Annotated in this window: 18 protein-coding genes; 7 read left to right on the forward strand and 11 right to left on the reverse strand. The window is 59.1% G+C overall.

What is annotated here, in order from left to right; translation table 11 throughout:
• Positions 1-91: 91 nt before the first annotated feature.
• Complete coding sequence (ampD, locus tag B3729_RS16350; RefSeq protein ID WP_286788393.1) at positions 92-652, forward strand: 1,6-anhydro-N-acetylmuramyl-L-alanine amidase AmpD; 561 nt, start codon at positions 92-94, stop codon at positions 650-652.
• Entirely contained in the window at positions 649-1,482 is an 834-nt protein-coding gene (ampE, locus tag B3729_RS16355) for a regulatory signaling modulator protein AmpE (RefSeq protein WP_286788394.1), read from the forward strand. The genes ampD and ampE overlap by 4 nt, the downstream gene beginning before the upstream one ends.
• Positions 1,483-1,486: 4 nt before the next feature.
• Here ampE and B3729_RS16360 read toward each other — a convergent pair whose 3' ends face one another.
• Positions 1,487-2,275, reverse strand: coding sequence for a TatD family hydrolase (locus B3729_RS16360; RefSeq protein ID WP_286788395.1), 789 nt, complete (start codon positions 2,273-2,275; stop codon positions 1,487-1,489).
• Between the two features lie 12 nt (positions 2,276-2,287).
• A complete protein-coding gene (cra, locus tag B3729_RS16365) occupies positions 2,288-3,283 on the reverse strand; it encodes a catabolite repressor/activator (RefSeq protein WP_286788396.1) in 996 nt (331 codons plus the stop codon).
• Positions 3,284-3,619: 336 nt separating this feature from the next.
• Between cra and ptsP the strand changes: the two genes are divergently transcribed.
• From ptsP to B3729_RS16380, 3 genes are read left to right on the forward strand one after another with little or no spacing between them, the layout of a single operon-like run.
• Positions 3,620-6,502, forward strand: coding sequence for a phosphoenolpyruvate--protein phosphotransferase (ptsP, locus tag B3729_RS16370; RefSeq protein WP_286788397.1), 2,883 nt, complete (start codon positions 3,620-3,622; stop codon positions 6,500-6,502).
• On the forward strand, positions 6,499-7,440 hold the full coding sequence (gene pfkB, locus B3729_RS16375) for a 1-phosphofructokinase (RefSeq protein WP_122043358.1): 942 nt from the start codon (positions 6,499-6,501) through the stop codon (positions 7,438-7,440). Before ptsP ends, pfkB begins: the two co-directional genes overlap by 4 nt.
• 13 nt (positions 7,441-7,453) lie before the next feature.
• Positions 7,454-9,208 (forward strand): PTS fructose-like transporter subunit IIB, encoded by a 1,755-nt coding sequence (locus tag B3729_RS16380; protein ID WP_286788398.1) that lies wholly within the window; start codon positions 7,454-7,456, stop codon positions 9,206-9,208.
• A gap of 60 nt (positions 9,209-9,268) precedes the next feature.
• On the opposite strand, the gene B3729_RS16385 is transcribed toward B3729_RS16380, so the two are convergent.
• The 9 genes from B3729_RS16385 to arnB form a co-directional block, all read right to left on the reverse strand.
• On the reverse strand, positions 9,269-10,198 hold the full coding sequence (locus B3729_RS16385) for a zinc-binding dehydrogenase (protein WP_312126056.1): 930 nt from the start codon (positions 10,196-10,198) through the stop codon (positions 9,269-9,271).
• Positions 10,199-10,431: 233 nt separating this feature from the next.
• Entirely contained in the window at positions 10,432-12,120 is a 1,689-nt protein-coding gene (locus B3729_RS16390; RefSeq protein ID WP_286788399.1) for an ArnT family glycosyltransferase, read from the reverse strand.
• A complete protein-coding gene (locus tag B3729_RS16395) occupies positions 12,117-13,505 on the reverse strand; it encodes a UDP-glucose dehydrogenase family protein (RefSeq protein WP_286788400.1) in 1,389 nt (462 codons plus the stop codon). The genes B3729_RS16390 and B3729_RS16395 overlap by 4 nt, the downstream gene beginning before the upstream one ends.
• A complete protein-coding gene (arnF, locus tag B3729_RS16400; RefSeq protein ID WP_286788401.1) occupies positions 13,506-13,919 on the reverse strand; it encodes a 4-amino-4-deoxy-L-arabinose-phosphoundecaprenol flippase subunit ArnF in 414 nt (137 codons plus the stop codon). It abuts the gene before it with no gap.
• A complete protein-coding gene (arnE, locus tag B3729_RS16405) occupies positions 13,916-14,260 on the reverse strand; it encodes a 4-amino-4-deoxy-L-arabinose-phosphoundecaprenol flippase subunit ArnE (RefSeq protein WP_074822769.1) in 345 nt (114 codons plus the stop codon). Before arnE ends, arnF begins: the two co-directional genes overlap by 4 nt.
• Positions 14,257-15,138 carry a 4-deoxy-4-formamido-L-arabinose-phosphoundecaprenol deformylase gene (gene arnD / locus B3729_RS16410; RefSeq protein ID WP_286788433.1) on the reverse strand — a complete coding sequence of 294 codons (882 nt, stop codon included), beginning with the start codon at positions 15,136-15,138 and terminating at the stop codon, positions 14,257-14,259. Before arnD ends, arnE begins: the two co-directional genes overlap by 4 nt.
• Positions 15,139-15,140: 2 nt before the next feature.
• Entirely contained in the window at positions 15,141-17,132 is a 1,992-nt protein-coding gene (arnA, locus tag B3729_RS16415) for a bifunctional UDP-4-amino-4-deoxy-L-arabinose formyltransferase/UDP-glucuronic acid oxidase ArnA (RefSeq protein WP_286788402.1), read from the reverse strand.
• Between the two features lie 6 nt (positions 17,133-17,138).
• Positions 17,139-18,140, reverse strand: a complete 1,002-nt coding sequence (gene arnC, locus B3729_RS16420) for an undecaprenyl-phosphate 4-deoxy-4-formamido-L-arabinose transferase (protein ID WP_239381758.1) — start codon at positions 18,138-18,140, stop codon at positions 17,139-17,141.
• A complete protein-coding gene (arnB, locus tag B3729_RS16425; protein WP_286788403.1) occupies positions 18,137-19,285 on the reverse strand; it encodes a UDP-4-amino-4-deoxy-L-arabinose aminotransferase in 1,149 nt (382 codons plus the stop codon). The genes arnC and arnB overlap by 4 nt, the downstream gene beginning before the upstream one ends.
• A gap of 245 nt (positions 19,286-19,530) precedes the next feature.
• Here arnB and B3729_RS16430 point away from each other — a divergent pair, with 245 nt between their 5' ends.
• Positions 19,531-20,913, forward strand: coding sequence for a chloride channel protein (locus B3729_RS16430; protein WP_286788404.1), 1,383 nt, complete (start codon positions 19,531-19,533; stop codon positions 20,911-20,913).
• A gap of 92 nt (positions 20,914-21,005) precedes the next feature.
• On the forward strand, positions 21,006-22,559 hold the full coding sequence (locus tag B3729_RS16435; RefSeq protein ID WP_286788405.1) for an alkaline phosphatase D family protein: 1,554 nt from the start codon (positions 21,006-21,008) through the stop codon (positions 22,557-22,559).
• The last annotated feature ends 5 nt before the right edge of the window (positions 22,560-22,564 follow it).

The following is a 22,564-nucleotide window of genomic DNA, read 5'->3' on the forward strand; positions in this document are numbered from 1 at the left end:
CTTATCTAAACACCGATCATAGGGCCGCTCGGATCGGTGTTCTTGGTCCTTCTGCCGCTCTGGTTTACATTAAGCGCTCACAGGAGTTCTTATGTCCCCAGATTTTCAGGCGGGATGGTGGGCTCACGCCCAGCGTTGCCCATCACCCAACTACAATGAGCGTCCCGTGGGAGAGCAGGTCTCGCTGCTGGTTATCCACAACATCAGTTTGCCGCCCGGCCAGTTTGGGACGGGAAAGGTCCAGCCTTTCTTTCAAAACACGCTGGACTGCAGTGAACATCCCTTTTTTCAGGAAATAGCCTCGTTAAGGGTGTCAGCCCATTTTCTGATTGAACGTACAGGCGCTGTGACGCAGTTTGTGTCCTGTGACGATCGTGCCTGGCACGCTGGCGTATCCTGTTTTGCGGGCAGGGAAGGTTGTAATGATTTTTCGATAGGGATTGAGCTGGAAGGTACTGATACCGAGCCTTATACGCAGGCGCAATACCATGTGCTTGAGCAACTGACGCGCGATGTGCTTCGGCATTACCCAGCCATAACACCTGACCGTATTTGCGGGCATAGTGATATTGCACCAGACCGCAAGACCGATCCTGGGCCTGCCTTTGATTGGCACCAATATCGGGTATCTTTGACAGGGGAGGGTAAATGACCTTTCTGAGCTTATTGCTTGTATTGGGCGTTGTGTGGACAACCCACTGGCGGTTGCGGCTGCAGCGTGATGGCTGGTGGCGCGCGCTGTTGGCTGAGGTGGAGCTGCATGTGGGGCGTCATAGCTCAATCTCGCTGATCGTTGTGGTAGGTGTGCCCCTGCTGATATTGGCTCTGGTGCTGGCAGTATTAAAGCCGGTTGCCTATGGCTGGCTGCTGTTGCCCGTACATGTGCTCGTGCTGTTGTATAGCCTGGGCCGACATGACCCCAGGCAGGCATTGGCAGGTTTCAGGGATTCCTGGCGGCGGGGTGATCTGGAGGCCGCAGCCTTGCGTGCAGAGCAGGATCTGGGTCTTCAAGCGGAAACGCCGGATGGGCTCTTGGCGCGTGTGCAAGAGCAGCTGCTATGGCGAGGCCACGAGGGCTTCTTTGCCGTGATTTTCTGGTACGTTGTGCTGGGACCGCTCATGGCGTTGGCTTACCGGCTGGTTGCGCTGACGGCTGCCCATGCGCGTAGCCCTGCCTTGCGCGCCCATGCAGAACAGCTGTGCCATGCCTTTGATTGGCTGCCGGCACGCTTACTCACTGCCAGCTTTGCGCTAGTCGGTGATTTTCTTTGCGCCAGCCGCGCAACGTTATCCGAGTGGTTGAACTGGGATATTCCCACTCCCAAGCTACTGGCTGATGCCGGTCGCGCTGCGGCTGATTTGCCTGTGGCTCTGGATGCCGAGGCGGGAGTTCACAGTCTTGATACGTTGTGGCAGTTGCTCGTCAGGGCTGCTGTGCTCTGGTACGTCTTGTTAGCGCTCTGGACGGTAGTGGGACGCTAGTCTTCTACAGTGTGTCAGGGTTCCACCCGAAGACGGCACACGCATTGGTTGTACTGGCCTGGGCAAGCGCTTCGGAGGTCACGCCGAACAGCTCGGCCAGTGCTGCGCAGATATCAGGCAAGTGGGTAGGGCTGTTACGGATGCCTGGGTACATGGCAGGGGCCATGTCAGGGGCGTCGGTTTCCAAAACGATGCCGTCCAGCGGCAGCCGCGGCACGACCTTTCTCAGTCGATTGGCTTGCGGCCATGTCGGCGCGCCGCCTAAGCCCAGCTTGAATCCTAGTTTCAGGTACTCCCGTGCTTCTTCGTAACTGCCTGCAAAAGCGTGAACAACGCCCGCTCTGGGCGGCTTGTAACGTTTTAGCGTGGCGATGACATCGGCATGGGCTTTTCTGACGTGCAGCAGGCTCGGCAGTTCGTATTCGATAGCCAGTTCGAGGTGTGATTCGAAAAGCGTCTGCTGGCGTGCCTTGTCGGGCTGCTCGATATAGTAATCCAGTCCGAATTCACCCAGTGCGCAAAGCTTGGGATGACCAGCCCATTGATCCAGCCATGCCCTGAGCGTGTCGATGTCGCTCTCCTTGTGCACGTCCAGATAGCAGGGATGCAGGGCCAGGGCCGCGTAGAGCGGCTCATGGGCCAGCGCGGTAGACCATAACTGCGACCATAGGGATTCCTCGACACCAATCAGCACCTGACGCCGTACGCCTAGCGATGCGCACTGGTGCAGGAGTGCCTCCCGATCATCGTCGAAGCCGGGAAAGTCCAGGTGGTTATGGGTGTCGATCAACATGGTAGGGGCCGGCTAGTCCTTGTGACGAGTCTTGAGCTGCCGGGGGATGGCATGAACACCGGGCTCGTAATGGTGGGATTCGATGGCATCCAGCATGAGGTTCAGGGCCTGCTCTGCAATGAGTTCGTGCTGCTGATAGAGTCCGTTGACCTTGATAGGAACGAAGTCGAGCAGCTGGGCGTCACCAAAGGTGGCGAGACGCAGATGGGAAGGCCAGCCTTCAGCCTGCTGTTGGAAAACATCGAAAACGCCTTCCAGCAGCACGTATGCCGTCGTGATGATCGCATCAGGCATATGGCCCAGCTCGCTCATCAGGTCCAGCATCAGGTCGCGTCCGCAGGTACGGCTGAACTGCTCGCCATAGCGAATCAGCTTCTTGCCGTTGAAGTCCTGCAGGGCCGATTCGAAACCCGCGGCGCGCTCACGGCTGATGACGAGGTCCGGACGGGCCGCGATCAGGGCGATTTCTCGAGGCGGCGTATCCAACAGGGTCCTCGTCAGAAGGGAGCTGGCGGTCCGGTCGTCACTGACGACAGAGCTGAACTGACTGGGATCGAGCTGACGGTCCACGGCTACCACAGGCAATCCCTCTGCCTGCAGGCGGCGATAGGGCGTATCGTCATCGGCCAGACAGCTGGCGGTGATAAGGCCATCGCAGCGGCGTGCGCGGAACAGCGAGAGCAGTTGCCGCTCGGTATCGGGCTCATCGTCGGTACAGGCAATGAGCAGTTGATAGCCCCGCAGCCGAGCTCTGATTTCCAGCTGCTTGGCCAGCCGTGCATAGCTGGGGTTTTCCAGGTCAGGCAGGATGAACCCAAGCGTCAGGGTCTGGCCGCGGCGCAAGCCAGCGGCGCGCTGGTCCGGCTGGTAGCCGTATTGTTCGACCACTTGCTGTACGCGCGTGACGGTGGCTGGACTGATGCGCCGCTGGTCGGCTTTTCCGTTGATGACGTAGCTGGCCGTGGTCACGGAGACGCCTGCCAGTCGAGCTATATCACTGAGCTTCAAAACGATTCCTCTTGTGGCCGTGCGGTCTGGAACGCCTTTCTTGCTTATATGACCGCAATACCTTGCCTTTCATTGACGATAATCCATTTTCGAAAACAGACGGTCCGGTATCTAACGCAATGGGCTGGCCTTTATTGTGTGTAGTGCTTCAAGGATCAACGATTATCGAGTAACGTGCCACTCTGTTTTGGTGAAACGTTTCAGCACAATAGTGTCTTATCGCTGTTATGTCTGTATCGCCCGATGTCGATGATTCAACATGCGATTAGGCTAAAACAATCATTACAAGAAAGGCACGGTGCTCTTCGGTCGCTCGTAGTGCCATGGAGGATTTGAATGTTCGAACTCGATGCGCAGCATATTCGCATGGGACAACAGGCCGCTGACAAGGATAGCGCGCTTGCCCTGCTGGGTGAGGCCCTTGTCGCGGATGGGCTTGTGGCTCCCGGCTATATCGATGGTTTGCGTGCTCGCGAAGCCCAGGGTTCTACCTACCTTGGACAGGGTATTGCCATTCCCCATGGTACTCCTCAGACCCGTGACCATGTGTTTACAACGGGCGTACGAATCATGCAATTCCCCGATGGTGTAAGTTGGGGGGAAGGGCAGACCGCTTATCTGGCCATTGCAATTGCCGCCAAATCTGATGAACACCTTCGAATTCTCCAGTTATTGACGCGTGCACTGGGTGAAAAGTCGCTGGACGAGGCGATTCGCCGTGCCGAAAGCGCCGAGGCGATTGTTCAATTGCTGCATGGCGCCCCGCAAGAGCTTGAGCTGGATGACCAGCTGGTGCGTCTGCACGTGGAGGCTGATGATCTTGAAGACTTAGCGTGGGAAGGGGCACGTCTTCTTAAGAGGACGCAGTGTGTTGAGCCCGGCTTTGCCGGCGCGCTACAGACGGGCGTCCCTCTGCCACTAGGAGAAGGGCTTTGGTGGCTGCACAGCGACCATGCTGTAAGCCGTCCTGGTCTTGCGTTTGTGACACCCGCAGCGCCGGTGACGCTTGAAGGGCAGCCAGTCAAGGGCTTGTTCTGTCTGGCCAGCCTTGGCGAGGCTCACCGTGATTTGCTGGAGCGCCTGTGTGACTTGCTGATCGCTGGCCGTGCCCAGGAGCTTAGCCAGGCAACCTCCAGCCGGGCGGTGCTCGAAGCGCTGGGCGGTGAGGTAGCACCGGACTGGCCCAGTGCGAGTGTGGTGCTGGCCAATGCCCATGGCTTGCATGCGCGTCCGGCCAAGGAGCTGGCGCGTGTGGCGAAGGCTTCAACAGGTGAGGTTCAGGTCAGAGTGGATGGCGGAACGGCCGTTTCGGCCAAGAGCTTGTCTCGCCTGCTGGCATTGGGTGCTCGCCGTGGTCAGGTGCTGGAGTTTCTGGCTGAGCCGGGAACCGATGCCGAAGCGCTGCTGGGGGATCTTGTCGCGGCGGTCGAGGCCGGGTTGGGTGAAGAGGTTGAGCCCATTAGCGCCAATACTCAACCGACGCACGCGGCCGTGCCGGTTGAAACCAATATTCTGGCGCGAGCAGAGGACACTGCGCCGCTAGCCTCAGGCGATACCTTCAAGGCCATTGCTGCGGCACCGGGGCTAGCCGTTGGGCCAGCCTATGTCGTGGCTCAGCAGCATTTTGACTTTCCTGCCGAGGGTGAGGGGGCTGCCGCTGAAACCGAGCGCCTCGAAGCGGCACTGGCGGCAGTCAGAACGGAAATCGATGCCCTGATCAGCCGTAGCGAGGCGGGCGCTATTCGCGACATCTTCTTGACCCATCTGGAGATGCTTGATGATCCGGATCTGCGTGAGGGCGTACAGACGCGCCTCAAGCGCAATGCCAGCGCCGCAGCGGCCTGGAATGCACAGATCGAGGAGGCGGCCGCTCAGCAGGAGTCATTGAAGGATGCGCTCCTGGCCGAACGTGCGGCTGATCTGCGTGATGTAGGCCGCCGTGTTCTGGGGCATCTGTGTGGGGTTGGCTCCGCCAGTGAACCAAGCGAGCCCTATGTGCTGGTCATGGATGAGGTCGGGCCTGGTGATGTGGCGCGTCTGGACCGTGACAGGGTCGCCGGTATCCTGACGGCACGTGGGGGTGCCAGCTCTCACAGCGCCATTGTTTCCCGCGCCTTGGGTATTCCTGCGATTGTAGGCGCTGGCCCGCGCGTACTGAACCTTGCACCTCAGACCATTCTTCTGCTGGATGGCGATCATGGCTTTGTCGAGGTCGGGCCGGATGCCGCACGCATCGAGCAGGTTCGTGTAGAGCGCGAGGTGCGGGAGCATCGTCGACAGGAGGCCGAAGCCAAGCGGTTTGAGCCTGCGGTCACCCGCGACGGGCACCGCATTGAGGTGGCTGCGAACCTAGGCAACACGGCGGATGCCCCGGCGGTAGTCGAACAGGGCGCAGAGGCCGTTGGTCTGCTGCGTACCGAGCTGGTATTCATGAGCCATGATTCGGCACCTGATGAGCAGGCGCAGGAAAAGGATTACCGACGCGTATTAGATGCGCTGGATGGACGACCGCTGGTGGTGCGTACGCTGGATGTGGGAGGCGACAAGCCGTTGCCTTATATGCCGATTCCAGCCGAAGAGAACCCGTTCCTGGGTATTCGCGGCATACGCCTGACCCTACGTTGCCCGGAGGTGCTGGAAACCCAGCTGCGCGCCTTGCTTCGTGCGGCCGAGGGGCGTCCGCTCAGAATCATGTTTCCGATGGTGGGACGGGTTGAGGAGTGGCGTCAGGCGCGAGACATCCTCAATCGTCTGCGGCAGGAGATTCCGGCGGTCAATCTGCAGGTAGGCATCATGATCGAAGTACCTTCGGCAGCCCTGTTGGCACCGGTGCTGGCGCAGGAAGTGGATTTCTTCAGCGTCGGAACGAATGACCTGACCCAATACGCTTTAGCGATCGACCGCGGTCATCCCTTGCTGTCCGGCGAGGCTGATGGTTTGCATCCCAGCGTGCTGCGCCTGATCGATATGACGGTCCAGGCCGCCCATGCACATGGCAAGTGGGTAGGCGTATGCGGAGAGTTGGCCGCCGATCCGCTGGCGGTTCCGCTTTTGATGGGGCTGGGTGTGGATGAACTCAGCGTTTCAGCGCGCAGCATTCCGCTGGTCAAGGCGCGGGTGCGTGAACTGGATTTCGTGGCTGCACAAGCCTGTGCCCAGCGAGCACTGGCGCTGGCGACAGCAGATGAAGTGCGCGCCAGTGTGGAGGCCATGCAATGAGCCGTGTTTTGACCGTTACCTTGAATCCCGCGCTGGATCTGACGGTGCGACTGCCCGAACTGCATCCGGGAGAAGTAAACCGTAGTGAAGCGGTTGTCATGCACGCGGCAGGCAAGGGACTGAATGTGGCCCAGGTCCTGGCAGACCTGGGGCATTCGCTGACCGTAACCGGCTTTCTGGGCGCTGATAACGCCAAGCCGTTCGAAGCCTTGTTTGCCGAGCGTGGCTTCAAGGATGCCTTTGTGCGGGTAGAGGGCGAGACCCGCAGTAACATCAAGCTGGCCGAAACCTCAGGCCGCATTACGGACATCAATGGACCGGGACCGCACGTTACCGAGACTGCCCAGGCTCAGTTGCTGCGCACCCTGGACGACGTAGCACCGGGACACGATCTGGCCGTTGTGGCCGGTAGTCTGCCACGCGGCATCGGTGCCGACTGGCTTGCCGAGCTGGTTCAACGGCTGAAAGCCCTAGGCTTGCGGGTGGCACTGGATACCAGTGGCGCCGCGCTGCGTGCCGGGCTCAAGGCTGGGCCGTGGCTGGTCAAGCCTAATACCGAGGAGCTGTCCGACGCCTGTTCGGCACCTGCCGATACTGCCGAGCAGCAGGCTCAGCTGGCCGCTCAGCTGGCCGCTCAGGGTGTTGAGCACATAGTGATCTCTCAGGGTAGCGAAGGTGTTCGGTGGTTTGCGCCAGGTCGCGTACTGCAGGCCGTTCCGCCCAGGGTGCAGGTGGCCAGCACCGTAGGGGCCGGCGACTCGCTTCTGGCCGGTATGGCGCACGGTTTGCTCACCGGACTTGAGCCGCAGGACGCGTTACGCAATGCCACAGCCATTGCTGCCATGGCCGTCACTCAAATCGGCTTTGGCATTGATGATCCTGCCCGTTTGGCAGAGTTGGCGAACGGCGTCAGTGTTCACGTCATGACAGAACAATAAGCAGGGATAACTCATGAATATCGCAATCGTTACGACCTGCCCGACGGGCATGGTTACCAGTGTGCTCAGTGCACGATTGCTGGATGCTGCCGCACAGCGCCGTGGCTGGCAGACCAGCGTTGAAATCCACGACGGCCCCGAAGCTACGCTGCTGACGGATGATCAGATCGCTCGGTCTGAATTGATTGTCGTTGTGCATACCGGTGCGGTAGACCTTCGTCGCTTCGCGGGCAAGCGCGTTTACCGTGCAACACCGGCGGAAGCCCTGCGGGACGTCGATGCTTTTTTGCAGCGTGCCGAGCGTGAGGCCAAGGTGTACGAAGCCAGCGCCGAGCCTGAAGCTGTCAGCGCAGCCGCTACGCCCGCCAAGCAGCCCCGTCTGGTGGCGATCACGGCCTGCCCAACCGGCGTTGCGCATACGTTCATGGCGGCTGAGGCATTGATTCAGACTGCCAAGAAGCTGGGCTATAAGCTGGATCTGGAAACCCAGGGGTCAGTGGGCGCACGCAACCCTCTCAGTGCCGAGGCGATCGCGGAGGCCGATGCGGTTCTGCTGGCAACTGACATTGAGGTCAATACGGATCGCTTCGCGGGCAAGAAGGTGTTTCGCTGCGGCACTGGTGTTGCTCTCAAGCAGCCTGAAGCTACGCTCAAGCGTGCATTGGCTGAGGGTGAGATCCTAGGGGGCGCGGCGGCTGCTTCGTCTTCCGGACAAGCCAAGGCCGGTGCGAAAAAGGAAAAGACTGGAGTCTACAAGCACCTGCTGACGGGCGTGTCCTACATGCTGCCTATGGTAGTCGCCGGAGGCCTGTTGATTGCCCTGTCGTTTGTCTTTGGGATCGAGGCGTTCAAGGAGCAGGGCACGCTGGCGGCTGCATTGATGCAGATCGGTGGCGAAGCTGCGTTCAAGCTCATGGTGCCGGTGCTGGCCGGTTACATTGCGTACTCCATTGCCGACCGGCCGGGCCTTGCGCCGGGAATGATCGGCGGATTGCTGGCCAGTAATCTGGGCGCGGGCTTTATCGGTGGTATCGTGGCGGGCTTTCTGGCCGGTTATGTGGCGAAGGCGATCGCTCGCTGGGTGAAGCTGCCGGCCAGCGTGGAGGCTCTCAAGCCTATCCTGATCATTCCGCTGTTGGCGAGCCTGATTACCGGCCTTGTGATGATCTATGTGGTGGGAACGCCGGTTGCCCAGGCATTGACCGCGCTGACGGGCTTTCTGGAAAACATGGGGACGTCTAATGCCGTTCTGCTGGGTGTCATTCTGGGTGCCATGATGTGTGTGGATCTGGGTGGGCCGATCAACAAGGCGGCGTATGCCTTTACCGTAGGGTTATTGGCATCCAAGACCTATGGTCCGATGGCGGCTACGATGGCGGCCGGTATGGTGCCTGCGATCGGTATGGGGCTTGCTACCGTTCTGGCGCGCCGCAAGTTTGCCCAGAGCGAGCGTGAAGCGGGCAAGGCGGCCTTTGTCCTGGGGTTGTGCTTCATTTCCGAAGGGGCAATTCCCTTTGCAGCGAAAGACCCGCTGCGTGTGATCCCCGCGAGCATCGCGGGCGGCGCATTGACCGGTGCGCTCGTCATGCTGTTCAACTGCAAGCTGATGGCACCCCACGGCGGTCTTTTCGTACTCCTGATTCCCAACGCCATCAATCACGCCTGGCTATACCTGGCCGCCATTGCGGCGGGCAGTATCTTGACCGGTGTGGTGTACGCTGTGATCAAGCGGGGGGAAGTACAGGAAGAGCTGGTACCTGCGGCATGATAAAAAAGGGCTCTCAGGAGCCCTTTTTAATGCGTTGGCGACTTGTCTGATACTGCCGGATCAGGCCAACTGAACGACATATTTGCGTGTCCGCACGGCAGCTTTCAGATCCTTTAACGCGTTGGGCAGCTGTTTGAAGGGAACAACCTCAAGAGTAGGTATGGCCAATCGATTGTTCTTGATCTGATCCATCAGATCGGCTCCTGCGGTGGTCAGCTCCATCCAGTCCAGGACGGTGCCATGCTGGTGGATTGAGGCGAGGGCTTCCTCATGGTAAGAGATCGCCGTTGTGAAGGCAGGCAAGGGCGGCTGCTCGATCCGGTCCTGGATGCAGACCAGATGGCCATTAAGGCCCAGAAGACCGGCCAGCGAGGCGGCATGCTGGCCGGAGATTGTGTCAAAGGCAGCATAGAATTTACGGCCTTGTAGCTTTTCGAGTAACAGATCCCGCCAGTTTTCCTGGTGGTAATCCACGACCTCGGTCACGCCACGTGACAGCAGCTTTTCGCGGTGCTGCTCCCCTGCGGTTACCCAGACGCGCCAGCCTTTTTGCAACGCCAGTTGTGCCACCAGCGATCCGACCGAGCCCCCGGCGCCGGTCACGAGTACATCCTTGTTGGTTGCATCCGGTACCTTCATGACCGACTGCCAGGCGGTCAGGGTAGGGCAGGGGAAGGCGGCGGCAGCAGTGTCACTAAGGCCGTCCGGCACCGGCATCACCATGTGGGCGGCGATCTTGATATGCGTGGCATAGCTGCCGGCGTGGTAGAGGTTCTGGTGATAGGCGACCCGCGTTCCGATACGCAGGTGCACGTCGCGACCGGCCGCGATTACGACGCCCATGCCGTCCACGCCTGGAATATGGCCCGGCTTCCAGACCTTTTCGGCCTGCGCAATGAATTTCCAGTCGACAGGGTTGATGCCGATGACCTTGTTGGCGATCAGGATTTCATTAGGCGCCAGATCCTCGCTAATGGCATGGGTTTCCAGTACTAGATCCGTAGACTCGTTACCGTGGCGTCAGGTCCAGGCGTGTACATCTAGCATAGAGGTCTCCTGTTGAGGGGCATGTTTCTTCCTTTATGGGGATCCGTAACGACACCTAAAAGCCCGGCAGAAAAGAAACATGAGCAGGAACAGCGGATGCGAAGCAGGAAACGAATAGTGGTGCAGGGACTGGCTACCTCGTATCGTCGTCAGTAACCAGTCCTGACTACGGCGGTTTAGGGGGCTTTCATGAACGCTCGGAGACGCTCCTGGCGATCCCCTTCACGCCGGCCCTGCCATATCAACTGCCAATGCGCCTCGTCTACCTTGATCGGGTGATGCTGCTGGTCGAGCAGCATCTGAATCTCACATTGAGCCTGCTCCGGCGTGGCGACCATGACCGGCTTTATGCCTGTGTAGTAATGCAGCATCGAGCGTTCGGATTCACCCATGTTGACTGTGTTCAGACAATCGAATTGTGCCGGAAGCGATTGCTCGAGTGCCTCGAACGGTCGTGCATAGCTGCGCCCCAGGTCCACCCAGGGAAGCCAAAGTGTATTGGCCAGTCCCCAGAACAGCGTAATGCCGGCAAACCAGACGTGTGCAGCCTCCAGGCGCTTGCGCCAGGCGATAGTGATCAACCACAGGCCGGTCAGTAGCAGCGCTGCAACAAACCAGGCAGGGCTGGGTGACAGTTTGATTTCTACTGGAACCAGCCGGCGAAGGCCGGAGACGATCAGGCTCGTATGGCCACTCTGGATGGCCCACCAGCCAAACCACAGGTATCCGCCCATTACGCTGAACAGTATGATCGCAAACAGACGGCCGGCGCGGTTGAAGCGCTCGGGCAGTGGCAAGCCGGCTACCAGGAGGGCAAGTGCCGGAAACAGCGGAAGCACGTAAACACTGCGAAAGACCGCCGAGGTCATGATAACAAACAGAAAAACTGCAACGTAAAGCCAGACCATAAAGCGGCCCGAGTCCTCACGCAGCGCGATCCAGTCAGCCTTGAGGCGCTGTTGGCGCAGGCTGCGCCAGAGTCCGGCTACGAAGGCGCCTAATAGCACCCATCCTACGGGAAAGGACAGACCCAGTAGTTCTTTGAGGTTGCTGCCCGCCCCACCACTGATGCTATTGCGTTGGGAAAGGCCAAAGAAGCGGCCGAAATTATTGACCCAGAACCACTCCAGAAATAGTGTTTCATCGGTCTTCCATAGCAGGGCCGGCCAGATAAGCAGCCAGGGCGACGCCGCGAGGAGTGCCCAGTCCAGCCAGGCAAAGCCGGGGCGCGTAAAGTAGCGGCGCGGCTGAAGCAGGACGGCAGCGCAAACAGTAACGCCCAGCACACCCGGTATCAGCAGACCTTTGCTCATCAGGGCAATGCCAAAACCTGTTCCGAAGAGCAGTCCGTCGCGGCGGTAGCGTGTCGGCTCCAGGGAAAATTCTACAAGCCCTGCCAGTGCGAGCATGGCGCCTGTCAATTGCGGAATATCGGCAATCAATAGATGGGCATGCTGAACCATACCCATCGTTCCCAACAGCAACAGGCAGGCGACCAGTCCTCTGCCGGGACTGAGGCGCTCGGTCAGGCGATACAACGTCCAGAGTGTAAGCAGCATCCATCCCAGAACGGCCATGCGTGAGCCGTCGGGAGGCGAGAGCCAGGGAAGGAAAAGGTAGGCTGTGATCGCCCCTGTCCAATACATCAGGGGCGGCTTTTCCATGAAGGGATCTGCGCCTACCCGGGGTACGATCCAGTCGCTGCTGGTCAGAAAATTCCAGGTCATGCCAAACGAGTAGGGTTCGTCTGCTTTCCAGAGTCCACGACCGATCAGGCCTGTCACCAGGTAAAAGGCCAACAGCAGCCCGCACCAGATGAAAAATTTCGTCTTGGGCGAGAGCGGGCGGGAGGCTCCCTGACTCATGAAGCCTCCCGTTGACCGGCCGTATTCGAATAGGTAGCGGTCAAGCTGGCGCGGCGAACAGATTGGCCGCGGCCGATGGCGTAATACTGAATGCCACGACGCTCCAGGCGTGCAGGGTCGTACAGGTTACGGCCATCAAAAATCAGTGGCTCCCTGAGCTTGTCCTGGATAAGGTCGAAATCGGGCGCCTTGAACATTTGCCATTCGGTGCAGATGACCAGGGCGTCCGCACCGTTCAGCGCAGCCTCAGGTGTGCCCATCAGCAATAGACGCTCATCGTGCCCGTACAGTCTCTGCGCTTCCTGCATGGCCTCAGGGTCGAACGCGCGCACCTGTGCGCCATGCGCCCACAGGGCTTCCAGCAGAATGCGACTGGGTGCGTCCCGCATATCGTCCGTATTGGGCTTGAATGCCAAACCCCAAATGGCAAAGGTTCTGCCTTCCAGATTTCCTTTGAAATGATCGTGGATCAGGTTGAACAGCTTGTTTTTCTGCTGTTCGTTAACTTCCTCGACAGCACGAAGAAGGCTGGTCTGGCAGTTCTCCTGCTCGGCGGTGTGGATCAGAGCCTTCAGGTCCTTGGGGAAGCACGAGCCACCGTAGCCGCAGCCCGGATAGATGAAGTGATAACCGATGCGTGGATCTGCTCCGATGCCTCTGCGAACCGACTCGATGTCTGCTCCCAAATGCTCGGCCAGTTCGGCGATCTGGTTGATAAAGCTGATTTTAGTCGCCAGCATGCCGTTAGCCGCATATTTGGTCAGTTCGGAACTGCGGCGGTCCATGAACAGGATACGATCATGGTTGCGGTTGAAGGGGGCATAGAGCTCCCGCATGACGTCGCGGCTGTCTTCCCGTTCGGTACCGATGACAATACGGTCCGGGCGACGGCAATCGGTTACAGCAGCGCCTTCCTTGAGAAACTCGGGGTTAGATACCACATCGAAGTCCAGTGTCTTGCCCATCTCGTCCAGTGTGCTCTGGATCAGTGCCGTGAGGCGATCGCCAGTGCCTACGGGTACTGTGGATTTTTCCACGATCACCACAGGCTGCGTACGGTGACGGGCAATGGTCTGGGCGACGGCAAAGACGCCTGCAAGGTCGGCCGAGCCGTCCTCCAGGGGCGGGGTGCCGACGGCGATGAACTGTACACGGCCATGCTGGACCGCGCGGGCGGCATCATGGGTAAAGCGCAGGCGGCCCGCTTCCATGTTTTCCCGAACGAGCCCTTCCAGGCCAGGTTCGTACAAACTGACCACGCCCTGCTCAAGCAGCTCGATTTTGTGTCGGTCAATGTCCATGCACAGAACATCATGACCGACTTCAGCCAGCACGGCGGCCTGAACGAGGCCTACATAGCCAATACCGAACACACTGATTTTCACTTACAACTCCTCTTGCGCCAGCGGACGCGGGTCATCCGGGCGTCTTGAATGAATAGCGAATACGCCCAGCATGACGAGGGCGATACCGACCGATTTGAGCCAGGTGATGGATTCACCGAAAACCACCACGGCGGCGATATAAACGAGGGGGTAGCTGAGGCTGAGCAGCGCGTAGGCCCGTCCCAACGGCAATACCGACAGGGCAGCAACCCAACAGAGCATCGAAAGTCCGTAGCAGGCGATACCGGCAAGCAGTCCGGCCAGCGCCCCGACGTGCTGTCTGAGCAGCTCAGGAGAGGCCATGGCCTCTGTCAGTGAAGGAAGAGCCGCCATGCTACCGCGCATCGAGAGCTGGGCGAGGCTCACCAGGCATACGCTGGCCAGCGCCAGCAGAAGTCCGCGATGCTGATTCATCGTTGTGTACTCAGCAGCACAATGCCCACCATGATGAGGACGATACCCAGCCAGTGACGGCCATCGATGTGCTCGTGGAAAAGTCGATGTGCCGCCAGAGTGATCCAGACAAAGTTCAGGCTGAGCATGGGGTAGGCCATGCCGACTTCGAGCTGCTGCAGAACCAGCAGCCAGAGCAGCAGGCCGGTACCCAGGCTGGCCAGCCCAAACATCAGCCAGGGTGAGGTCAGCTTGCGCCACAGGCTGACGGACCGCCCGCGCCAGCGTTCCACGGCGACTTTCTGAGCGACCTGCCCAAGACCGCTCAGCAGGCTGACCACCAACACCAGGGCGAAGGTCATGCCTGCACGCCCAGCCAGCCTTCGCGGCCTGCCAGAGCGCCCCGGGTAACCGTACCCAGGGGAAGGCGGGAGGGGTCAGAAGGCAGGCATTCCCCAAGCGGCTTGAACTGAACATTCAGCCGTTTTGCCAGTGCCAGCAGGCGCTGAAACTGGTCGGCCAGGGCAATCCCTTCTACTTCCGCATGGGCGGTATAGATATTCAGGTCGGCCGGCATGATGTGTTGCATCAGGTAGCTGTTAAAGCCTGCTGCCGACAGGTCTGGGCCAATCGCTTCGTCGTACGTCGGCAGGGTGACCGGAATCTGCGGCGTTCCGGCAGCACCATTGGCGAGCTCAGGACGAAATAACGAGCGGCCTCGACAATCGCTGTTGTAACGAAAACCAAAGGCCTCTTTGGCTTCGATAACCCGCTCATCCGCCCGCCAGCCGGCAGCGGCGGAGCAGGTTACGGGTTGGCCCAGGATGTCACTGAGCGTGTCTACGCCATAACGGATCTGCCGGGTCAGCTGGTCCATGCTCCAGCGCCCAGCGTTAGCCTGCCAGCCATGGTGGTCCCAGGCATGCAGGCCCACCTCATGGCCTGCCGCCTGAGTCTGTCGCATCAGATGACCCAGGTGCTGGCCGATGGGCTTGCCTGGCCATGCCGTGCCCGCCAGGAGAATGTCCCAGCCATACAGACTGGCTGCATTGGAGCGCAGCATCTTCCAAAGGAACTGCGGCCGGATGAGGCGCCAGAGATGGCGCCCCATGTTGTCCGGCCCGACCGAAAAGAAGAACGTCGCCTTGACCTGAGCTTCATCCAACAGCTCAAGCAGACGTGGAATACCCTCACGTGTGCCGCGAAAGGTATCCACGTCGATCCGCAATCCCACCTCGATCATTACGCCTCGTCCACCTGGCTGTTCAATGCTTCACGCAGGAAAAAGTCCAGCGTCTTGCCGATGGTTTCGCTCATCTCGATGGTGGGCTGCCAATCCAGGAGCTTGCGGGCATTGGCAATGCTGGGCTTGCGATGGGAGACGTCCTGATAGCCTTCGCCATAAAACGACCGGCTCTCAACTTCGCGGAAGCCTGCAAACGGCGGGAAGTTGTGCCGTAGCGGGTGTGCCTCAAATTGGGCCAGAAGGGTTTCGGCTAGTTCGCGAATGCTAGCTTCGTTGTCTGGGTTACCAATGTTGATGATCTGCTGGTCACTGCGACCACCCTTGTTTTCGATAATACGGAACAGGGCTTCGATGCCATCATCCACGTCGGTAAAGCAGCGCTTTTGGGCACCGCCGTCCACCAGCTTGATGGGTGTGCCTTCCACCAGATTCAGGATCAGCTGGGTGATGGCGCGGGAGCTGCCGATTCGAGCAGAGTCCAGGCGATCCAGACGCGGACCCATCCAGTTGAAGGGACGGAACAGGGTGAATCTGAGGCCATCCTGCTTGCCGTGGGCCCAGATCACGCGGTCCAACAGCTGCTTGGAAACGGAGTAGATCCAGCGCTGCTTGTTGATCGGGCCAACGATCAGGCGAGACTGGTCTTCGTCGAACTCCGGGTCGTCGCACATGCCATAGACTTCGGATGTGGACGGGAAGATGACGCGCTTGTTGTACTTCACGCAGTAGCGGACGATCTTGAGGTTTTCCTCAAAGTCCAGCTCGAATACACGCAGCGGGTTACGGGTGTATTCGATCGGCGTAGCGATGGCCACGAGTGGCAGGATCACGTCGCACTTCTTGATGTGGTACTCGATCCATTCGGTATGGATACTGATGTCGCCTTCCACAAAGTGGAAGTTAGGATCGCCCTTCAAACGGTCGATAGCGTCGGAGCCAATGTCCAGACCGTAGACTTCATAGTTGCCGTCCCGCAGCAGGCGTTCAGACAGGTGATTACCAATGAAGCCATTCACGCCAAGGATCAGCACACGTGTGCGACGCTTGGCCTTGAAGGCATCGCTGCGGCGCAGACGAAGCCCTTCGACCAGTCCCATCTCCCGTGCCAGCTGCGGCCCGGACAGGTAGAGGCCTGCATCACCTTGTTGGCCGGCCTGAATTTCCAATACGCCGTCACCGCAGGCGATACGCAGTGGATCAAGACTTACGGCGGCGCCAGGTTTCTGGTCGTGACGGGTATCTACGGCCTGGGCTTGCCAGACAATAAGCTTTCGATCGCCTACAAAGCTGAAAGCGCCCGGGTAGGGCTGGGTAACGGCGCGGACGAGGTTATAGAGTTCACTGGCCGGACGAGTCCAGTCCAGCTCTCCATCGGCAGGCGTGCGACGGCCATAATAGGAGGCCTTGCTGTCATCCTGAGGGGTCTCCTCCACATTGCCACGAGCCAGGCGGGGCAGGGTTTCGCCCAGGAGCTGGCGTGAAGCTTCGCGCAGCTTGGCATGCAGAGTATGCGCCGTATCGTCCTGGGCAATCGCTACCCTGGACTGGCTGACGATCGGGCCGGCATCGGGGCGACGCTCCATGCGGTGCAGAGTGACGCCGGTTTCGGTTTCGCCATTGGCCAATACCCAGTTGGCAGGCGCACGACCCCTATAACGCGGCAGCAGGGAGCCATGCAGGTTATAGGCACCTTTTCTGGCCATAGCGAGAATGTCCTCGCTCAGCAGGTGACGGTAGTAGAAAGAGAAAATGAATTCCGGCTCAAGCTGACGGATGCGTTCGATCCAGAGCGGGTGGTTAACATCTTCCGGGGCATGCACTGGAATACCGTGGCGAGCACACAGTTGGGCTACGGAAGCAAAGAAGCGGTTTTCGTTCGGATCATCGGCATGGGTAAACACGGCCGCGATTTCATACTGGGCCGCGATCAGCGCTTCGATTCCGGCGCATCCAATATCGTGATAGGCAAATACAACAGTCTTGGTCATGGGTAATCAGCTTGCAGAAGGAATGGAATCGAGCGAGGCTGGCGCAGGGGAGCAGGAGGCTTCACCCCGGACAACCTGCTCAACGAAGTAGCGAGGGCGGGCACGGACGTCGTGGTACATGCGGCCCAGGTATTCACCCAGTAGCCCCATGCCGACGAACTGGGCGCCGGTAAAGATGAACAGGATGGCGAAAAGGACAAACACGCCGTCGGCAGCCCAGTCGGCCCCCAGCAGCAGGCGTAGCACCAGAAGCAGCATCCCGAAGCAGATACCGGCCAGTGCCATGGCGCCACCCACGATGCTCAGCAGCCGCAATGGCGTTGTGGTCATGCAGGTCACGAGATCAAACATGAGGTTGATCAGGCGCATGGGGGTGTATTTCGATTCACCGTATTCGCGCTCGGCATGTCCCACATTGATTTCGGTGGTATGGCGGGCGAAGCTGTTAGCCAGGATGGGAATAAACGTGCTGCGCTCATGGCAGGCCAGCATGGCCTCGATGATGCTGTGGCGATACGCCCGCAGCATGCAGCCATAATCGCTCATGGCTACGCCTGTAGAACGTTGCACAGCAAGGTTGATCAGCCTGGATGGCAGGCGGCGGAAGGCGGAGTCCTGACGATTTTCGCGTACAGTACCGACCACATCGAACCCCAGAGCGGCTTGCTCGACGAGACGCGGAATTTCCTCCGGCGGGTTTTGCAGGTCGGCATCAAGGGTAATGACCAGGTCGCCAATACACTGCTCGAAGCCCGCCATGATGGCGGCGTGCTGGCCGTAGTTGCGGTTGAGGATGACCGCTACCACATGACTGTCTTCGGCTTCGGCAGCTGCCTGGATAATGCTGGCCGAGCTGTCACGGCTGCCGTCATCAATCAATACGATTTCATAATCGCGGCCCAGTTTCTGGCAGGCGGCATCGGTTCTCAAAAGGAGTTCGGGCAGGCTGGCTTCTTCATTGAAGACCGGAATGACCACGGACACGCGATTGATCGGATAAGGCTTCACAAGGCTGCCTCCAGTGTGGAGCGAATGGCAGTGACGACGCGCTCGAGCTCCTCGGCGGTCATGTCAGGAAACAGCGGTATCGAGCACAGTCGAGCCGAATTCCACTCGGTGTTTGGCAGGCTTACCTCTGGAAAGCGGTCCCGGTAATAACGCTGCAGGTGCGTTCCTATGAAATGAATACCGGTGCCGATATGGTTTGCCTGCAAGGTCTGCATGAAGACATCGCGATCCAGACCACATTGCGCCGGATCGACGCGCACAATGAAAAGATGCCAGGCGTGATCCTGAGGGTAGCTCGGAAGACTCAGCGGCTGAATGGGAAGGCCGTTCAGGCGCTCCAGGTACATTTCGGCCAGCTGTTTGCGCTTGGCGTTAATCTCGTCGATGCGATCCAGCTGGACGAGTGCAATGGCTGCGTTGATATCGGTCAGGTTGTACTTGAAGCCCGGTTCGATGACCTGCGCCTGAGGCTTTCGGCCGTGGGTCATACGGTCATAGGCATCGACGCCCAAGCCGTGAAACTTCAATGTGCGGATGCGGTTAGCCAATGCTTCGTCATCCGTTACAAAAAGTCCGCCTTCTGCACATGTCAGATTCTTGATGGCATGAAAGGAGAAGATGGCGGTGTTCCGAGCGCCAATCAGGCGGCCCCGGTAGCGTGTACCTATTGCGTGGGCAGCGTCTTCAATGACGGGGATGCCATGGCGCTCGGCCAGTGCGTAGAGCGGATCCAGGTCAAAGGCTGCACCGGCGTAATGAACCGGAATGATCGCTTTCGTTCGGGGCGTGATGGCGGCTTCGATACGCGCTGCATCGGTCATCAAGGTATCGCGATCGATGTCCACGAACACAGGAGTTGCGCCCAGCAGGCAGATCAGGTTTGCGGTAGATACCCAGGTCTGGGAGGGCGTGATGACCTCATCGCCTGGACCAATACCCAGGGCTATCAATGCCAAGTGCATACCTGCCGTTGCCGAAGAGAGTGCGACGGCATGACGGCAGCCCAGATACTCGCAGAAGCGCTGCTCCAACTCCTGATTTTGAGGGCCGGTGGTGATCCAGCCGGAGCGGAGCACGGCATTGACGGCCGCAATTTCCTCATCGCCTATGCTTGGACGTGAGAAAGGAAGAAAGGCAGTTGACATGTCTGTATCCCGTAACGGTCATGACACTACCTGCGCCATGCATATACATCGCGCTCAGGTAGAAACCGCCAAATTTTGGGATGACAAGCTTGCGTGGCTTTGCAGGTTATATGGAGAAATGATGGAGACCACGGATGACAGGGCTTGTGAAATGCTTAAACCCACCGGTCTTCAGGCAGTCGAACCACCCACTGTATCCTTCAATACTTTGTTACAATTACAGAGCCAACCTATTTTATTTGCTTATGAGCGACTCGAGCGATCCTGCTGCCCCTGACCACAGGGAAACATCTACACGCCGCGCTGCGGCATCTCAAGCACCCCAACAGCGCCATCAACGGTTTCGCTCCATTCGGCAACGCCTGGCGTTCTGGGTCGGCGCGCTGCTGGTGGGTTTACTGGCGCTGGCTTTTGCGTGGCTGGCTGATCATGCCTTTCAGCTCTTTCAGCGTCTGTTGAATCACAGCCACTTATGGCCGTGGTTGGTGACACCCGCAGGATTTGCCCTTCTAGTCTGGCTGACGCAGGGGTGGCTGCGTAATGCCAGGGGAAGCGGCATTCCACAAGTGATTGCAGCGCTGGAGAAGCCCTCTGGTCAGTTCAGGGCGGCGGTGTTGGCCTGGCCGATCGCACTCGCGAAGATGATACTGACATTGTTTGCCCTGCTAGTGGGGGGCTCGGTTGGCCGCGAGGGTCCGACCGTACATTTGGGCGCCTCGGTACTGTATGGCTTTGGTCGGCGGCTGGGCCTGTATGAGCGAAAGACGGTTTCGGGACTGATTCTCGCTGGCGGTGCCGCGGGTATTGCTGCGGCGTTCAACACGCCGCTGGCGGGCGTAGTATTTGCCATTGAAGAGTTGAGTCATACCTTTGAACAGCGCTTCAGCGGTCTGGTACTGACGGCTGTGGTGATTGGCGGTATGGTCACGCTGGGCCTGGTCGGACCGTATACCTATTTTGGCGTTATCAGTGCCAGTTTGCCCTGGGGCGATGCCTGGGTAGCGGTGGTCATATGCGGGCTGGCAGGCGGCCTGTTGGGCGGCGGCTATGCGCGGCTGGTCATTCCAACATCCCACGGCTGGCTTGGAAGGCTGGGCGCTATCCGCTCACGCTTCCCGGTTCGATTTGCTGCCGTTTGTGGATTACTGGTTGCCTGTCTAGGGACACTGTCCGGACAACATGTCTTTGGTACCGGCTACGAGGAAACACGTGCCATTCTGGAGGGACAGCCCATAACCGATCAGGGCTTTCTCATCTGGAAGTTTCTGGCCAACGTGGTTTCGTATCTGGCGGGCATTCCCGGCGGGCTCTTTTCGCCTTCGCTCACAGTAGGCGCCAGCTTTGCGCCCTGGCTGGTCGATTGGCTCCCTGATGTCACTCTGCAGACCGGTGCGCTTCTGGGCATGGCGGCCTACCTCACGGGCGTTACCCGGACACCGCTCACCTCGACTGTCATTACCTTGGAGCTGGCCCACAGTCCCGACATGGCGATCCCCGTATTGGCAACGTGCCTGCTGGCGAATGGTGTGTCCGGCTGGCTTTCGCCCACCTCGCTTTATCATGCGTTGGCTCAACAGATCCTGCATGCGGTGGAGCCTGAAGCGTCGAAGCCTACCAAGTGTGATTGAGATCACGCCGTAACAGCTGTTCTTCAGACTGTCACAGGGTTGTCAGGCGTTTTCGCTAAACCCATTCGCTCCAATAATCGTGGGAGCGCATGATGAGCACGTTCGATAATGGAAGACGGCGCCTGATCCAGGGGCTGGGCGTTGGACTGCTGCTGCCGGGAGTGGCACCTGCCGTGATCGCTGGCGCCAAGCAGCGTCCGCTGATGCTTGAAGGGGTTCAGTCAGGTGATGTTCAGGGCAACCGGGCCATTGTCTGGAGCCGCTGTGATCGTCCGGCGCGGATGATCGTCGAGTGGGACACCAAGGAGAGCCTTCGCCATCTGCGCCGAATGGTTTCGCCTGTGGTGACAGCCGACACGGATTACACGGCGCGCATGGATTTGCGCGGACTTCCCGCTGATCAATCCATTTTCTATCGGGTTCGTTTCGAAGATATTTACAGCGGTGCGCAGAGCGAGCCTGTCTTTGGACATTTGCGTAGCGCACCGACGCATCGTACCGATATCCGCTTCGTCTGGAGCGGCGACACGGTCGGGCAGGGATTTGGTATCAACCCCGATATCGGTGGCATGCGCATCTATGAGGCCATGCGTCGTCGACAGCCGGACTTCTTCCTGCACAGTGGCGATACCATCTATGCAGACGGCCCGCTAGAAGCCAAGACCACGACGGTGGAAGGCAAGGTCTGGCGCAACATCACCACAGAGGCCAAGAGCAAGGTTGCCGAGACGGTCGATGAATATCGTGGCAATTATCGCTACAACCTGATGGACGAAAATGTCCGTCGGTTCAATGCTGAAGTCCCGCAGATCTGGCAGTGGGATGACCACGAGACCACCAATAACTGGTCTTCTACCAAGGTGCTGGATGACCGTTACACCGTAAAGGACATCAACGTACTGGCCAAGCGGTCACGTCAGGCGTACCTAGAGTATGCCCCCATGCGGCTGCAACAGCGTGATGATGCCGGACGCATCTATCGCAAGATCAGCTACGGTCCTCGGCTGGATATTTTCGTGCTGGACATGCGGACCTACCGGGGCGGGAACAGCACCAACCTGCAACCCAATGAGGGACCAGACACTGCTTTCATGGGGCGCACGCAACTCGAGTGGCTCAAGCAGGGGCTCACGGAGTCTACGGCTACCTGGAAGGTCATTGCGGCAGACATGCCCATTGGCCTGGAGGTCCCTGATGGAGTGGATGCAGCAGGAACGCCTCGTTGGGAGGCCATTGCCAATGGCGACGGCAGTGCACCTCTGGGTCGCGAACTGGAAATTGCAGAGCTCTTACGTTACATCCGCCGATGGAATATCAGCAATACGGTCTGGCTGACTGCAGATGTGCACTACTGCGCGGCTCACCATTACCATCCCAATCGGGCAGCCTTCCAGGATTTCGAGCCCTTTTGGGAGTTCGTGGCAGGCCCGCTCAATGCTGGTGCATTCGGGCCCAACAAGCTGGACAACACCTTCGGACCGGAGGCCGTATTTGTGAAGGCACCACCGGTAGCCAACAGCTCGCCGCTGTCGGGCTTCCAGTTCTTTGGCGAGGTCAATATCGAAGGGCACAGCGGTGATCTGACTGTGACCCTGCGAGATCTGGATGGAAAGGCGGTATTCGAAAAGACGCTTCAGGCTGTTTAATCAGG

The organism is Pseudomonas sp. UBA3149 (assembly GCF_002364655.1).
Taxonomy (GTDB): domain Bacteria; phylum Pseudomonadota; class Gammaproteobacteria; order Pseudomonadales; family Pseudomonadaceae; genus Chryseomonas; species Chryseomonas luteola.

Bases quoted from the DNA above. Each gene is read 5' to 3' on its own strand.
- ampD (WP_286788393.1), top strand. From the start codon at position 92: ATGTCCCCAGATTTTCAGGCGGGATGGTGGGCTCACGCCCAGCGTTGC.
- ampE (WP_286788394.1), top strand. From the start codon at position 649: ATGACCTTTCTGAGCTTATTGCTTGTATTGGGCGTTGTGTGGACAACC.
- B3729_RS16360 (WP_286788395.1), bottom strand. From the start codon at position 2,275: ATGTTGATCGACACCCATAACCACCTGGACTTTCCCGGCTTCGACGAT.
- ptsP (WP_286788397.1), top strand. From the start codon at position 3,620: ATGTTCGAACTCGATGCGCAGCATATTCGCATGGGACAACAGGCCGCT.
- pfkB (WP_122043358.1), top strand. From the start codon at position 6,499: ATGAGCCGTGTTTTGACCGTTACCTTGAATCCCGCGCTGGATCTGACG.
- B3729_RS16380 (WP_286788398.1), top strand. From the start codon at position 7,454: ATGAATATCGCAATCGTTACGACCTGCCCGACGGGCATGGTTACCAGT.
- B3729_RS16390 (WP_286788399.1), bottom strand. From the start codon at position 12,120: ATGAGTCAGGGAGCCTCCCGCCCGCTCTCGCCCAAGACGAAATTTTTC.
- arnF (WP_286788401.1), bottom strand. From the start codon at position 13,919: ATGAATCAGCATCGCGGACTTCTGCTGGCGCTGGCCAGCGTATGCCTG.
- arnE (WP_074822769.1), bottom strand. From the start codon at position 14,260: ATGACCTTCGCCCTGGTGTTGGTGGTCAGCCTGCTGAGCGGTCTTGGG.
- arnA (WP_286788402.1), bottom strand. From the start codon at position 17,132: ATGACCAAGACTGTTGTATTTGCCTATCACGATATTGGATGCGCCGGA.
- arnB (WP_286788403.1), bottom strand. From the start codon at position 19,285: ATGTCAACTGCCTTTCTTCCTTTCTCACGTCCAAGCATAGGCGATGAG.
- B3729_RS16430 (WP_286788404.1), top strand. From the start codon at position 19,531: ATGAGCGACTCGAGCGATCCTGCTGCCCCTGACCACAGGGAAACATCT.
- B3729_RS16435 (WP_286788405.1), top strand. From the start codon at position 21,006: ATGAGCACGTTCGATAATGGAAGACGGCGCCTGATCCAGGGGCTGGGC.